The organism is Lysinibacillus sp. FSL K6-0057 (assembly GCF_038630885.1).
In the GTDB taxonomy this organism is placed as follows: domain Bacteria; phylum Bacillota; class Bacilli; order Bacillales_A; family Planococcaceae; genus Lysinibacillus; species Lysinibacillus fusiformis_F.
In genome coordinates this window covers 4,534,768-4,548,825 of record NZ_CP152047.1, presented here as the reverse complement: position 1 = coordinate 4,548,825, position 14,058 = coordinate 4,534,768, and the positions used below count along the sequence as shown (strand labels likewise).

At 39.1% G+C, this 14,058-nt stretch carries 14 protein-coding genes, 8 tRNA genes and 1 rRNA gene; 22 read left to right on the top strand and 1 reads right to left on the bottom strand.

Annotated features, from left to right (window positions below; translation table 11 throughout):
* The first annotated feature begins 91 nt into the window (after window positions 1-91).
* On the top strand, window positions 92-667 hold the full coding sequence (locus MHB40_RS22740; protein ID WP_205445895.1) for a GNAT family protein: 576 nt from the start codon (window positions 92-94) through the stop codon (window positions 665-667).
* Window positions 668-735: 68 nt separating this feature from the next.
* Here MHB40_RS22740 and MHB40_RS22735 read toward each other — a convergent pair whose 3' ends face one another.
* A complete protein-coding gene (locus MHB40_RS22735; protein ID WP_205445894.1) occupies window positions 736-1,359 on the bottom strand; it encodes a rhomboid family intramembrane serine protease in 624 nt (207 codons plus the stop codon).
* Between the two features lie 64 nt (window positions 1,360-1,423).
* On the opposite strand from MHB40_RS22735, the gene acpS reads away from it, so the two are divergent.
* The 21 genes from acpS (at window position 1,424) to MHB40_RS22630 (ending at window position 14,017) form a co-directional block, all read left to right on the top strand.
* Window positions 1,424-1,777 carry a holo-ACP synthase gene (acpS, locus tag MHB40_RS22730; RefSeq protein WP_342441801.1) on the top strand — a complete coding sequence of 118 codons (354 nt, stop codon included), beginning with the start codon at window positions 1,424-1,426 and terminating at the stop codon, window positions 1,775-1,777.
* 124 nt (window positions 1,778-1,901) lie between these two features.
* Window positions 1,902-2,960: an outer membrane lipoprotein carrier protein LolA gene (locus MHB40_RS22725; protein WP_205445892.1), complete on the top strand. Its 1,059-nt coding sequence runs from the start codon at window positions 1,902-1,904 to the stop codon at window positions 2,958-2,960.
* 180 nt (window positions 2,961-3,140) lie between these two features.
* Complete coding sequence (gene alr, locus MHB40_RS22720; RefSeq protein WP_342441800.1) at window positions 3,141-4,262, top strand: alanine racemase; 1,122 nt, start codon at window positions 3,141-3,143, stop codon at window positions 4,260-4,262.
* Window positions 4,263-4,563: 301 nt separating this feature from the next.
* Complete coding sequence (locus MHB40_RS22715; protein ID WP_004232053.1) at window positions 4,564-4,827, top strand: hypothetical protein; 264 nt, start codon at window positions 4,564-4,566, stop codon at window positions 4,825-4,827.
* 4 nt (window positions 4,828-4,831) lie between these two features.
* Window positions 4,832-5,182, top strand: coding sequence for a type II toxin-antitoxin system PemK/MazF family toxin (locus MHB40_RS22710; RefSeq protein ID WP_004232054.1), 351 nt, complete (start codon window positions 4,832-4,834; stop codon window positions 5,180-5,182).
* Window positions 5,183-5,546: 364 nt separating this feature from the next.
* Complete coding sequence (locus tag MHB40_RS22705) at window positions 5,547-5,948, top strand: anti-sigma regulatory factor (RefSeq protein ID WP_205445890.1); 402 nt, start codon at window positions 5,547-5,549, stop codon at window positions 5,946-5,948.
* A 57-nt stretch (window positions 5,949-6,005) separates the two neighbouring features.
* Window positions 6,006-6,956: a PP2C family protein-serine/threonine phosphatase gene (locus MHB40_RS22700; protein WP_243456405.1), complete on the top strand. Its 951-nt coding sequence runs from the start codon at window positions 6,006-6,008 to the stop codon at window positions 6,954-6,956.
* 63 nt (window positions 6,957-7,019) lie between these two features.
* The gene (locus tag MHB40_RS22695) at window positions 7,020-7,352 is read left to right on the top strand and encodes an STAS domain-containing protein (RefSeq protein WP_004232057.1); all 333 of its coding nucleotides are present in this window, start codon (window positions 7,020-7,022) and stop codon (window positions 7,350-7,352) included.
* The gene (gene rsbW / locus MHB40_RS22690) at window positions 7,352-7,822 is read left to right on the top strand and encodes an anti-sigma B factor RsbW (protein ID WP_016993413.1); all 471 of its coding nucleotides are present in this window, start codon (window positions 7,352-7,354) and stop codon (window positions 7,820-7,822) included. Before MHB40_RS22695 ends, rsbW begins: the two co-directional genes overlap by 1 nt.
* Window positions 7,800-8,585, top strand: a complete 786-nt coding sequence (gene sigB / locus MHB40_RS22685) for an RNA polymerase sigma factor SigB (RefSeq protein WP_205445888.1) — start codon at window positions 7,800-7,802, stop codon at window positions 8,583-8,585. The genes rsbW and sigB overlap by 23 nt, the downstream gene beginning before the upstream one ends.
* Window positions 8,586-8,710: 125 nt before the next feature.
* Window positions 8,711-10,882 (top strand): Tex family protein, encoded by a 2,172-nt coding sequence (locus tag MHB40_RS22680; RefSeq protein WP_342441799.1) that lies wholly within the window; start codon window positions 8,711-8,713, stop codon window positions 10,880-10,882.
* A gap of 67 nt (window positions 10,883-10,949) precedes the next feature.
* Window positions 10,950-11,411: a SprT family protein gene (locus MHB40_RS22675; protein ID WP_205445887.1), complete on the top strand. Its 462-nt coding sequence runs from the start codon at window positions 10,950-10,952 to the stop codon at window positions 11,409-11,411.
* Window positions 11,412-11,502: 91 nt separating this feature from the next.
* Window positions 11,503-11,579, top strand: a tRNA-Asn gene (locus MHB40_RS22670).
* A gap of 1 nt (window position 11,580) precedes the next feature.
* A tRNA-Glu gene (locus tag MHB40_RS22665) sits at window positions 11,581-11,652 on the top strand.
* Window positions 11,653-11,683: 31 nt separating this feature from the next.
* Window positions 11,684-11,759 (top strand) — tRNA-Asp (locus MHB40_RS22660).
* A gap of 5 nt (window positions 11,760-11,764) precedes the next feature.
* Window positions 11,765-11,839 (top strand) — tRNA-Gln (locus MHB40_RS22655).
* A gap of 15 nt (window positions 11,840-11,854) precedes the next feature.
* A tRNA-Lys gene (locus tag MHB40_RS22650) sits at window positions 11,855-11,927 on the top strand.
* A 66-nt stretch (window positions 11,928-11,993) separates the two neighbouring features.
* A tRNA-Leu gene (locus MHB40_RS22645) sits at window positions 11,994-12,079 on the top strand.
* Between the two features lie 18 nt (window positions 12,080-12,097).
* Window positions 12,098-12,174: transfer RNA gene (locus tag MHB40_RS22640), tRNA-Arg, on the top strand.
* 17 nt (window positions 12,175-12,191) lie between these two features.
* Window positions 12,192-12,265, top strand: a tRNA-Gly gene (locus MHB40_RS22635).
* Window positions 12,266-12,465: 200 nt separating this feature from the next.
* Window positions 12,466-14,017 (top strand): 16S ribosomal RNA (locus MHB40_RS22630).
* Window positions 14,018-14,058 lie beyond the last annotated feature (41 nt).

Here is a 14,058-nt window from a genome sequence, read left to right as displayed (position 1 = left end):
TTCAATTTTATGGAAGGATTAGCTTTTTTAACTATAAAAAAATAGAAATGCTGTTTATAATATAGTAAATAGAACAGAAGGGGTGAAGACATTGTTTAAATATGACATTAATGAAAGCGCTTATTTAAAGCTTCTGGATTTAAGTGATGTAGATGAGTTGTTTGCTTTAACCGACCGTTCGAGGGATACATTACGTGAATGGTTGCCATTTGTAGATGATGTCAAAACAGTAGAAGATACGGAGCAGTTCGTAAAAAAGGCTATGCAACAATATGCTGATCACAATGGCATACAAGCAGGGATTTACTATGATGGAAAGCTTGCTGGTGTAATTGGTTATCATCAAATCAACTGGCAACATAAGTGGACAAGTATTGGCTACTGGCTAGGAAATGAATTTGTGGGTAAGGGGCTCGTAACCAATTCAATGAAAGCGTTAATTGATTATGCTTTTAATTATTTAAAGTTAAATCGCATCGAAGTGCGTGTCGCAGTAGGAAATATTCGCAGTCGTACAATTCCAAAAGTATTGGGTTTCCATGAAGAAGGGCGTTTAAGGGATGCTGAGTGGCTTTATGACCATCACGTAGATCAGGTTGTTTATGGTTTAACAGCAGCTGAATGGAAAAAAATTAAGATGTCAAATGAAGCTACAGTAGTTTTATAATGGATGTCATTCTAAGGAAAGAGGAGCCGCTCTATAGGTGAGCAGCTCCTCTTTTAATTTTTAAAATTTTATAGTTTACCTGCCATCTTTTGTTTACGCCAACTTACAATTCTTTTTGGATGTAAATAGACAAGTCCAAGGATAAATCCTGTTACTAAACCGCCTAAATGGGCAAAGACATTCACATTTGGCTGAAGAAAAGTCATGATGACACTGATGACGATGATTGGTAAAATGAGCTTACGAAGCATTGGCATTGTACGACGAGTATAGTAAACTAATGCCCCAAATGCACCAAAAATGCCAAAAATAGCCCCACTTGCACCAAGACTCGCATAACTACTATCATAGAATATATAGGTTGCCATGTTGCCTACAATACCTGATACTAAATAAATTGTAATAAAGCGTGCTTTACCTGCGATTTTTTCTAACTCTGGTCCAAAGAGATATAAGGAAAACATATTAAAAAACATATGCAAAAAACCTGCATGTAAAAACATGGCAGAAAATACACGCCACCATTCACCACTTTGAATAAGGAAATTTGCCTGAATTCCGTAATTCCACAAGAGTGTTCCTATGCCGGGTATGAGAGACAATACATAAAGAATTAGATTTATGGCTATTAACGTTGAAACAATAGGGTAATACTTTGTATATTGGTTAAAATTTTCCGTTCTACTAAACATGGCTCCACCTCAATTTACAATTATTATACATGCCTTGTTGGAAATAGGTAAAGGAGAAGGTCACATGATTAAGGGAATTGGTCTCGATATTGTAGAAATGGATCGTATTGAAAAGGCTATGAAACGAACAGATAAATTTAAAGACCGCATTTTAACGGCAAGAGAAAGAAAAATATTTGACGGTTATTCAGAAACTCGTAGAATAGAATTTTTAGCTGGGCGATTTGCCGCTAAAGAAGCATTTTCAAAAGCTCTGGGAACTGGGCTTGGGGAACAATGTAAGCTGCATGATATGGAAGTATTAAGAGGAGAGGCTGGTAATCCTGTTTTATATTTTAAGGATGAACTTGTCAATGGATTTGTTAGTATTACGCACTCTAAGCACTATGCAGCTGCTCAAGTAATCTTATTAGAATAATACTTAACTTGTCTAAAAGGGTTGCATGTAAATTTAAATATATTGCTCTTTCTTCAAATGACATAACTGACAAATACGGTTCATATATTGTCGTAGTGGATTTGAAAGAAGAAAGGGTGAAAGCGTGGGCAACCGTATAGTTAAATGGCTCGTCTTACTTTGTACGATATTACTTCTGTCGGCATGTGGTGCAGCCTCACAGGAAAAAGTGTTGAAGAAAGTGAATGGTAAATGGGCAGAGACGAATGGTTATGAATTAAATGCAACGATGGAAATTAAATCTGGTGGGGAACCAAGAAATTATGATGTAACAGTATGGCACACAAAACCTGATTTCTATCGAGTAGAAGTAGTCGAAAGTGGGAAAGATGTTTCTCAAATGATTGTACGTAATGCTGATGGCGTTTTTGTCGTAACACCGACATTAAACAAAATGTATAAATTCCAAAGTGATTGGCCAAAGAAAAATAGCCAAGCCTACTTAATTGGAGCACTAGCAGAAGATTTAGCAGAAGATAAAAATCTTGTCATGAAAGAAGAAGAAAAAGCATATATATTTGAAGCGGCTACTAGAAATAGCTATAAGAACAGTATGCCACATCAGGTTATAACAGTAGATAAGAAAACTTTATTGCCAACCTCAGTAGTTATTATGAATGATGTGAAAGAAGAGCAAATTAAAATCACATTTAAGAAAATTAAACTAGGTGTGCAACATGCTGCAAAAGAGTATGCAGTTGAGCAATTCACTGATAAAGATAACACGAAAGGTGAACAAGCTACACCTTCTGACAAAGAGGGGCAAGAAGAAAATGAGGACAAGGAAGCAGTTGGTGCAGAAGTTGAATATCAAGAATTCCAAACACATTATCCTGTCGTAAATTGGGCACAATTAGCTAATGAAAAAGTTGTGCAGGAAAGTGGAATGGAACGTGTTATCTTAACATTCGATGGTGAAAAGGCATTTACCGTTATGCAGCAACCAGTAATGAAGGAAAACTCAATGTTACCTGTATCGTCACCTGGAGATCCAGTTGATTTAGGCTTTACGATTGGTGCTATTACAGATACATCAATTAGTTGGGAAAAAGATGGTGTTGAATTCTTTGTAGCTTCAAGTAAATTAACGCGTGAAGAAATGATTGAAGTTGCTACATCTATGACGATAAGTAGTATGAAGTAACTTTTCTGGCTACAGCTTTCTGGAATACGGAGGCTGTAGCTTATTGATAATATAAATGAACCTATAAAGTATAGGCTCAGGCAAAGGCTAAAACTTTGTGTGTACAAGCTAAATCGACATACTAAAACATACATGTATGTCCTACATAATGTTTTAATTAAAAATAAAGAGGGTATTCTTATGGAGACACAGCAGTATTTTCGACCAACCAAAGCAATAATAGACTTACAAGCAATCCAACAAAATGTTAAAAATTTAAAAGAATTTTTACGACCTCATGTTCAAATTATCGCTGTAGTAAAAGCAAATGCATATGGTCATGGAGATGTAGCCGTTGCACGGGCAGCTCTTGAAGCTGGTGCCACAGTACTTGCAGTGGCAACGCCCGATGAAGCATTACATATTCGAGCACATTTTGAAGAACCAGACATATTAATATTAGGTGCATCTCCAGTTTCGTTTGCTCCTTATGCAGCGCAGCAACGTATTATACTTACGGCGTTTGCCGGTGATTGGATTCAGCAAGCTGCTTCTCTTTTAGTGGATGAAGCACTTCCATTACGACTTCATATAAAAATAGATAGCGGAATGGGTAGAATAGGTATTCGCTCAGAGCAAGAATTATTAGAACTGTACCAAACAATACAGTCTGAAAAAAATGTTGAGTTGGATGGAATATTTACACACTTTGCTACAGCTGATGAAGAGGATACGATGCATTTTGATCAGCAAGTACAATTTTTTGAGAAATGTTTATCCGTAATACCTAATAAGCCGAGACTTGTTCATGCATCCAATACAGCAGCCTCATTAGTAAAAGATCCACATTTACAATATGATGCTGTTAGATTTGGGATTTCTATGTATGGATTAGCACCTTCTCCATATGTGGAAAGCATCTTACCTTTTCCATTATTACCAGCATTCTCGCTAGAAAGTGAACTTGTTCATGTGAAGCAAATAAAATCAGGTGATTCAGTTGGCTATGGAGCTACGTATGTTGCTCCCACAGATATGTGGATAGGAACGATTCCGATTGGCTATGCGGATGGTGTAATTCGCAAATTAGGTGGACAAGAGGTTTTAATTGATGGACAAAGAATGCCGATTGTTGGACGAATTTGTATGGACCAATGTATGGTTGCCCTACCAAAAGCATATGATATAGGTGTGAAGGTAACACTCATTGGTCAACAAGAAAAGAATAGGATTTCCATCAATGAGTGGGCAACAAAGCTCGAAACAATTAATTATGAAATACCATGCATTATCACAACAAGAGTTCCTAGAATATATCTTTAGTTGTCTTTCATTAGAATTAGTCAAATTTCAATGTAATGTCATGAGCAATGTTCCAAGTTGAATTTGGTAAATAAATTAGCACTGGAGAACTTATTTCTTTTCCAAAACGTTGTAAAGGCTCATATTTAGAAACGCATTGCAATAATAAATATTCAGCATATACCTTCGACAACCAACATATTTTTACAATTTGTACTTCAAATTGTCAGATATTTTGTCATTTCATGTCTTTTCAACAATATCTTTCAATGATAGAATGAGAAGTAATGAAAAGTGTATGGTTCCGTTGGAGGTGCTTGCTGTGTACGAGAAAAAGTTAAGAGAAGCTACAATTGCTGTTCAAGACAGACTATTTCTACAAACAAAGGAAGTAATTGAAGGTGAATCTTTTGTGCGTATTTTGGCGCGCAAAAATTTAATGCAGGAGCAACCAAATCAAATACGGGAAGCTATGATTAAAGGATATGTTGAAATGTCTCATATTAATTTAATGATTGCGAGCGAATGCTTGCATGCAGAGTATGAAGCACAACATATGGTGGAGCGTCTCGTTAGCGGGGGATGACACTTTGAATGTAAAACGTGGTGACGTTTTTTTTGCAGACTTATCACCGGTAATAGGTTCTGAACAAGGAGGCACTAGGCCGGTGCTGATTATTCAAAATGATATTGGCAATCGATTTAGTCCGACTGTCATCATCGCAGCTATCACTGCACAGATTCAAAAGGCAAAGCTACCGACACACGTTGAAATCAATGCTGAAAAGTATGGTTTTGAACGTGATTCGGTTATTTTGCTAGAACAAGTGCGGACAATAGATAAGTCAAGATTGACAGATCGTATTACGCAACTTGATCATGCTGTGATGGAAAAAGTTGATGGAGCGCTGATGATTAGTTTAGGTCTGGTAAAATTTTGATATACATATATGTATAGAAGCATCGAGATATTATAATCTCGATGCTTTTTTTGTCTTATATCCTTGAAACGTCTTTACCATAATTTGAATTTACTATATATCTTGTGCAATAAATTATTTTCGCAATGAAGGCTGAACTGTCAGAGGTAATTATGCCAAGGTGTAATTGATAAAAGTTACAAAAAGCTTTAAGATATACTCAAGATTTTTAATAAAAATAGATTTTTGAAAAAATTCTTAAAAGGTATATGAATATTTACATAGAATATTCCATTAATAGAGGCGAATAATTTATTTTAAATTATGACAAGCAGGTCGAACAAAAGTGTAAGAGTATAACTCCAAAGGAAATGGAGGGACAGCAGTGACACATAAGTCTTCGGTTGAAATTATTACAGAATGGGATATTGTTGCAGCTAGACAACTGGGGCGCAATGAAGCAAAAGCACTTGGATTTGGCACTGTTGATCAAGCCCGCATCACCACGGCAATTAGTGAATTAGCACGAAATATATATTTATATGCAAGTATAGGAGTCATTGAAATTGAAAGGATTGAGACAGATTCCGAAAAGAAAATAGTTGTTGTTGCAACAGATCAAGGGCCTGGTATTAAAGATGTTCGTAAAGTAATGGAGGATGGTTATTCCACCTCTGGGGGGCTAGGGGCTGGTTTGCCAGGTGTTAAACGATTGATGGACAGCTTAGATATTCAATCTGTAAGTGGAGTGGGAACAACAATAAGAGCGGAAAAATGGTTGCGTTAGGACGTGAAGAAACTGAAACAATTAGAAGCTCAGTATAAAAAAATATTAGCAGATTACATGGTCAACCAAACTGAAAGAAATTTATATATCGCTCAAAATTTCACACGTCAGTTAATTCAAAAAAATATCTCTCCTGAGGATGTTGTTAGCATTCATAAAAATGCTGTTGAACAAATATTCCCTCATCAGATGAATGAATCACAGCCTGCCTATGATTTTCTGATTGAAGTAATGGTGCATTATGGGATGGCACATAGAGAGCATCAAAGTTTACTTCAAAAGCAAGCTGAATATGAGATGGAAATGAAAATAGCGACAAACATTCAAAAAACTTTGTTGAAAACTTATGTGCCGGATATGCAACATATTGATATAGGTATGATTTCAGTTCCTATTCGAAAAATGAACGGCGATTATGTACATTTTTTTCATGATGGAGAAGAATATTTAAGTGTGGCTGTGACTGATGTTGTCGGAAAAGGAGTTCCTGCTGCTCTATGTATGTCGATGGTGAAATATGGACTTGAAACATTGGTATATGCATATAAAGATCCTTCATATGTTTTAGAAGTCATCAATAGGGTAATAGAAAAAGGTGTAGATGACAGTATGTTTGTTTCGATGTTTTATGGATGCTTAGATGTAGAGCAAAACATCTTTTCATATGCCTCGGCTGGCCATGAACCAGCTTTACATTATAGTGCAAAGGCTGATCAGTTCTTTACCTTAGAGGCTAAAGGTTTACTACTGGGTGTATTGCCTGAAACAAAATATACCTTTCATGAAATTGTTTTAGAAGAAAATGATTTAATTATTATGATGACCGATGGTGTGACAGAATTTAGAGTGCAGGATGACTTAAATTCGCGAGAGGTAATCACAACTTTAATAAAAGAAAATAGACATTTAACCGCCCAACAATTGTGCCAGCTTCTTTATAAGGAAATAGAGAGAGTGCAAAATTTTAAACTATCTGATGATTTTACTGTAGTTATTTTAAAAAAATAGGTTTAACTTTTAATTGAACAGGGTAGAGAAAATAGTCTAACAAATATGGTGGAGGTGTGCTATATGGACGTAACGATACATTTTAAAGAAATTGATCATAAATTATTTGGCTTTGTTGAGGGTGAAATCGATACTTTCACTGCTTCAGGATTACGAGAGGAATTAGAAGCGGTAAAGATTACAGAAGGATTAGAAATTGAACTGGATTTATCAAAGGTAAATTACATGGATAGTACAGGTCTTGGGATTTTTGTCGCCTTCTATAAAAGAGCATTACGTGAAAATGGTAAAGTAAAGCTTGTTGGTTTATCGAATAGGTTACAAAGATTATTTGAAATTACTGGTCTTAGTGATTTGATGGATATCGAAACTGATAAAAAGGTGGAATTAAGATAATGAAGGAATTTGACTATATTGAAATTAGAGTTCCTGCTAAACCGCAATTTGTCAGTGTCATTCGATTAACTGTCTCGGGCTTAGCGAGTAGGATTGGCTTTAATTATGATGATATTGAAGATTTAAAAATTGCAGCAAGTGAGGCTGTAACAAATGTTGTTCACCATGCTTATAAAGACGAAGAAGAAGGTGAAATTGTCATCGGGTGTGCGCTGTATGACAATAAAATGGAAATGATGATTGCAGATTACGGCAATAGTTTTAATTTTGAAGAGATTAAGTCTAAGATTGGGCCGTATCATCCTGAAGAAAGTATTGCAGGGCTAAGAGAAGGTGGTTTGGGACTTTATTTAATGGAAACTTTGATGGATGAGGTGATGATTAATAACGATGGTGGCGTAACTGTCTTCATGACAAAGTATGTCACTAGGGAGCAGGTGGAGAAAAATGTCGAAAGAATCACTACATAAATCTTCATCCAAAGAAGATGTACTAAAGTGGATTGAATTGTACCAGTCAACGGAGGATGATGAAGCACAAACCAATTTAGTGATTCATTATCGATATCTAGTTGAATCTATAGCTCGTAAATATTCGAATGGTAAATCTTATTATGATGATATTGTTCAAGTAGGGATGCTGGGATTGTTAGGTGCAATAAGACGTTTTGATCCGAATGTTGGTCGTAGTTTTGAAGCATTTGCCGTGCCAACAATTGTTGGGGAAATCAAACGTTTTTTACGTGATAAAACATGGGATGTTCATGTGCCTAGACGAATAAAGGAACTTGGGCCGAGAATTAAATCAACGGTGGAGGCGCTGACAATTGAATTGCAGCGTTCTCCATCCATTAAAGATATTGCTGAACGATTAGAAGTAGCAGAGGAAGAGGTACTAGAAGCTATGGAAATGAGCCGTAGTTATCAAGCGCTTTCTATGGACCATTCGATAGAGTCAGACTCAGATGGTAGTACAGTCACGTTATTCGATATTTTGGGCAGAGAAGACGATGGCTATGAAATAACCAATAAACGAATGATTGTTTCAGATGCGTTGGTCGTGTTGAATGAGAGGGAAAAACAAATTATTCAGCTTACATATCTAGAGCAACTTAGTCAAAAAGAAGCTGGAGAACGATTAGGGATTTCTCAAATGCATGTATCTAGGATACAAAGGAAAGCAATAAAGAAATTACAAGAGGCTATTCTAGCAAGTGGCAGTGTTTCGCTCTAAACTTTCGTGGGTGTTTACCTTTAAAATGAATGAACATAGTCTACTCATATTCGTCTGAGTAGACTATTTTTTTGCATTTTTAGTAAAGTGTAATGGTAAAATGAAAAGAAAAAGGTAGTGATGATGTGGAGCAAAAGCAAATGTTACAGCTCATTGCAAAAGACGTAGCAGTCAAACCAGGGCAAGTAGATGCTGTTATCAAATTATTAGAAGAGGGAAATACGGTACCATTTATTGCGCGCTATCGAAAAGAGGTTACAGGATCACTCGATGAGGTGCAAATTAAAGCTGTAGAAGATCGTTATCACTACATCCAGCAACTTGAACAACGAAAAGAAGAAGTTATACGGTTAATCCAAGAGCAAGAAAAGCTTACACCAGAATTAGAGCAGGCTATTCTTTCTGCAACAATCTTGCAACGTGTTGAGGATTTATATAGACCTTATAAGCAAAAACGACGTACAAAGGCGACGATTGCAAAAGAGAAAGGATTAGAACCTCTTGCAGATCTTCTATTAGCATTTAGTAAAGATTCATTAGAGCAATTAGCAATTGGTTTTGTGGACAATGAACAAGTTGCTAATACGGAAGAAGCGCTAATGGGAGCTCGAGATATTTTAGCAGAACGTTTTGCTGACGATGCCTCTATCCGTGAAAAAATTCGTGCTTATTCATGGAAGGATGGCATCCTTGTAACGTCTGTGAAAAATACAGAAATCGATGAAAAAAATGTTTTTGAAATGTATTACGAATATGAAGAACCTGTTAGTCGCATTGTGCCGCATCGTATTTTAGCGATAAATCGAGGGGAAAAAGAAGAGATTTTAAAGGTGTCGATTCATGTTTCAGTGGACCGAGTATTAATGATTATGTGGAAAGAATGGATACCTGCAACTGGTTCGTCCCCTGCTATTGCAGAAGTTAAACTAGCAATCGAGGATTCATACAAGCGTTTAATTCAGCCTTCAATTGAAAGGGAATTACGAAACGAGCTTACAGAAAAAGCGGAGACACAGGCTATTCATATTTTCTCTGAAAATTTACGTAACCTATTACTACAGCCACCTATGAAAGGTAAATATGTATTGGGGGTTGACCCAGCTTACCGTACAGGTTGTAAGCTAGCGGTTGTAGATGAAACGGGAAAAATGCTTGAGGTTACAGCTATTTACCCACATCCACCTAAACCAGATGTGGCAAAATCGAAAGCTACTGTGAAAGGAATTTTGGCAAAGTATCCAATAAGTATAATTGCTATTGGGAATGGTACAGCATCCCGTGAAACAGAACAATTTATCGCGGATGTATTAAACGAGCTTACTACTGACACAGCTTACGTGATTGTCAACGAAGCGGGGGCGTCTGTTTATTCAGCGTCTGATATTGCACGTGCAGAATTTCCTGATTTACAGGTTGAGCAACGTAGTGCTATCTCCATTGCACGTCGCTTACAGGATCCTTTATCAGAGTTAGTGAAAATTGAACCAAAAGCGGTGGGAGTAGGTCAATATCAGCATGATGTTTCTCAAAAAAAGTTAAATGAATCACTAACTTTTATAGTAGAAACGGCTGTTAACCAAGTTGGTGTTGACGTAAACACTGCTTCTTCATCACTCTTACAATACGTTTCTGGTTTATCAAAAACTGTTGCAGAGAATATCGTGAAGATGCGAGAGGAAAATGGTCAATTTACTACGCGTGCGCAATTAAAGAAGATTCCAAGGTTAGGTGCTAAAACGTATGAACAAGCTATTGGTTTCTTGCGTGTCCCTGAAGCAAAAAATCCGTTTGATGCTACAGGTATTCATCCTGAGAGCTATAACCTTGCTGAGCAAATATTAGCAGAGGCACAGATAGATAAAAAAGAGTTAGGGACTCAGAATGCAGAGGAAGCTATTGCAGCCCTAAATATCCAAAAGTTAAGTGATGTGCTTGGGGTAGGAGTTGTGACAATTCAAGATATCGTGGATACTTTAATGAAACCAAGTCGTGACCCACGTGATGCTTTCCCACAACCATTGCTTAAAACGGATGTATTAAAAATGGAAGATTTAAAAGTAGGCATGGAATTGCAGGGCACAGTAAGAAATGTAGTCGATTTCGGTGCATTTGTTGATATTGGCGTGAAGCAAGATGGACTTGTGCATATTTCTAAACTACAAAATAAACGTATTAAACATCCATTAGAAGTTGTGGCGCTTGGGGATATTGTAACCGTCTGGGTAGAACAAATAGATGTAACGAAAGGACGTATCTCTTTAACGATGCTTCCACCTAAAAATCAAACATTAGATTGAGTAATAAATTTTTACCACACTGTCTATACTACGCAGTGTGGTATTCTTGTTGTTAGAGGTGATTACTTTGGACAATCTAGAATTACAAGAGCTTGTTCGTCGCTTATCTTTGGAAAGCTTTCAGAAACCTTTTCTGCATCAAGCCTACTTTAATGCAAGATTACGCTCAACAGGAGGACGATATCTTTTACAATCTCATAATATTGAGGTTAATCCTAAAGCCTATGAATTATACGGTTTGGAAGAGATTCATGGTATTGTTCTCCACGAATTATGCCATTATCATCTACATATTGAAGGTAAAGGGTATCAGCATCGAGATAAAGATTTTCGAGAATTGTTAAGGAAAGTAGATGCCCCCCGATTTTGCTCAGTTTTACAATCCCCTAAAACTACAGTTGAAAAACACCGACGACGCTATACATATACTTGTGTCAATTGCCACCAATTATATGTACGGAAAATTAAAATGAATGTTGAAAAGTATTGCTGTAGTAAGTGTTTGGGAAAATTAAAATTAGTGGAATAAAAAAACTTTAAAAAATAGTTGACGTTTTATTGAGTTGTCCCTATAATAGTAAAAGTCGACAAGATAACGGCGACAACATAACATAAATTATTCCGAAGTAGCTCAGTTGGTAGTAGCACCTGACTGTTAATCAGGTTGTCGCAGGTTCGAGTCCTGCCTTCGGAGCCATGGCCCCTTGGTCAAGTGGTTAAGACACCGCCCTTTCACGGCGGTAACACGGGTTCGAATCCCGTAGGGGTCATTTTTTCATAATTTAATGTAAATAACATTTTGGTCCCGTGGTGTAGCGGTTAACATGCCTGCCTGTCACGCAGGAGATCGCCGGTTCGATCCCGGTCGGGACCGCCACTTATTGGGGTATAGCCAAGCGGTAAGGCAACGGATTTTGATTCCGTCATGCCTAGGTTCGAATCCTAGTACCCCAGCCATTCATTTCTTAATCCGAGCCATTAGCTCAGTTGGTAGAGCATCTGACTTTTAATCAGAGGGTCGAAGGTTCGAGTCCTTCATGGCTCATCTCTTTAAGAAAAAGAGTTGACTTTTCGAATTATCATAGTATAATGAGAAAGTTACTAATCGAATGCGGTCGTGGCGGAACGGCAGACGCGCTAGGTTGAGGGCCTAGTGGGGGCAACCCCGTGGAGGTTCAAGTCCTCTCGGCCGCACCAAGTCAATTAATTTCATAAGCGCCCGTAGCTCAATTGGATAGAGCGTCTGACTACGGATCAGAAGGTTGTGGGTTCGACTCCTGCCGGGCGCGCCATTTTTAAAAAAATATATGCGGGTGTAGTTTAATGGTAAAACCTCAGCCTTCCAAGCTGATGTCGTGAGTTCGATTCTCATCACCCGCTCCAAAAAAAAGTGTTGACAACCGATTGGTTGTATGATAGACTAAAGTAGTTGTCTAAACGGACAACGTCATGAACCTTGAAAACTGAACAAGCAAAACGTAATCAATAAAGTTTTAAGTAGCTGGCTTCGGCGAGTGAACGAAACAAAAATTTTGGACATCAAAATTGATGCCAGCAAAACAATTTGAGCTAATCAAATTTCTTTTATGGAGAGTTTGATCCTGGCTCAGGACGAACGCTGGCGGCGTGCCTAATACATGCAAGTCGAGCGAACAGAGAAGGAGCTTGCTCCTTCGACGTTAGCGGCGGACGGGTGAGTAACACGTGGGCAACCTACCCTATAGTTTGGGATAACTCCGGGAAACCGGGGCTAATACCGAATAATTTGTTTCACCTCATGGTGAAACACTGAAAGACGGTTTCGGCTGTCGCTATAGGATGGGCCCGCGGCGCATTAGCTAGTTGGTGAGGTAACGGCTCACCAAGGCGACGATGCGTAGCCGACCTGAGAGGGTGATCGGCCACACTGGGACTGAGACACGGCCCAGACTCCTACGGGAGGCAGCAGTAGGGAATCTTCCACAATGGGCGAAAGCCTGATGGAGCAACGCCGCGTGAGTGAAGAAGGATTTCGGTTCGTAAAACTCTGTTGTAAGGGAAGAACAAGTACAGTAGTAACTGGCTGTACCTTGACGGTACCTTATTAGAAAGCCACGGCTAACTACGTGCCAGCAGCCGCGGTAATACGTAGGTGGCAAGCGTTGTCCGGAATTATTGGGCGTAAAGCGCGCGCAGGTGGTTTCTTAAGTCTGATGTGAAAGCCCACGGCTCAACCGTGGAGGGTCATTGGAAACTGGGAGACTTGAGTGCAGAAGAGGATAGTGGAATTCCAAGTGTAGCGGTGAAATGCGTAGAGATTTGGAGGAACACCAGTGGCGAAGGCGACTATCTGGTCTGTAACTGACACTGAGGCGCGAAAGCGTGGGGAGCAAACAGGATTAGATACCCTGGTAGTCCACGCCGTAAACGATGAGTGCTAAGTGTTAGGGGGTTTCCGCCCCTTAGTGCTGCAGCTAACGCATTAAGCACTCCGCCTGGGGAGTACGGTCGCAAGACTGAAACTCAAAGGAATTGACGGGGGCCCGCACAAGCGGTGGAGCATGTGGTTTAATTCGAAGCAACGCGAAGAACCTTACCAGGTCTTGACATCCCGTTGACCACTGTAGAGATATAGTTTCCCCTTCGGGGGCAACGGTGACAGGTGGTGCATGGTTGTCGTCAGCTCGTGTCGTGAGATGTTGGGTTAAGTCCCGCAACGAGCGCAACCCTTGATCTTAGTTGCCATCATTTAGTTGGGCACTCTAAGGTGACTGCCGGTGACAAACCGGAGGAAGGTGGGGATGACGTCAAATCATCATGCCCCTTATGACCTGGGCTACACACGTGCTACAATGGACGATACAAACGGTTGCCAACTCGCGAGAGGGAGCTAATCCGATAAAGTCGTTCTCAGTTCGGATTGTAGGCTGCAACTCGCCTACATGAAGCCGGAATCGCTAGTAATCGCGGATCAGCATGCCGCGGTGAATACGTTCCCGGGCCTTGTACACACCGCCCGTCACACCACGAGAGTTTGTAACACCCGAAGTCGGTGAGGTAACCTTTTGGAGCCAGCCGCCGAAGGTGGGATAGATGATTGGGGTGAAGTCGTAACAAGGTAGCCGTATCGGAAGGTGCGGCTGGATCACCTCCTTTCTAAGGATTATTTCGGAATACAAACCTTGGGTTTGTAAGAT

Excerpts from the sequence above, each read along its gene's own strand:
- MHB40_RS22735 (WP_205445894.1), bottom strand. The coding sequence starts at position 1,359 with ATGTTTAGTAGAACGGAAAATTTTAACCAATATACAAAGTATTACCCT.
- acpS (WP_342441801.1), top strand. The coding sequence starts at position 1,424 with ATGATTAAGGGAATTGGTCTCGATATTGTAGAAATGGATCGTATTGAA.
- alr (WP_342441800.1), top strand. The coding sequence starts at position 3,141 with ATGGAGACACAGCAGTATTTTCGACCAACCAAAGCAATAATAGACTTA.
- MHB40_RS22700 (WP_243456405.1), top strand. The coding sequence starts at position 6,006 with ATGGTCAACCAAACTGAAAGAAATTTATATATCGCTCAAAATTTCACA.
- MHB40_RS22695 (WP_004232057.1), top strand. The coding sequence starts at position 7,020 with ATGGACGTAACGATACATTTTAAAGAAATTGATCATAAATTATTTGGC.
- rsbW (WP_016993413.1), top strand. The coding sequence starts at position 7,352 with ATGAAGGAATTTGACTATATTGAAATTAGAGTTCCTGCTAAACCGCAA.
- sigB (WP_205445888.1), top strand. The coding sequence starts at position 7,800 with ATGTCGAAAGAATCACTACATAAATCTTCATCCAAAGAAGATGTACTA.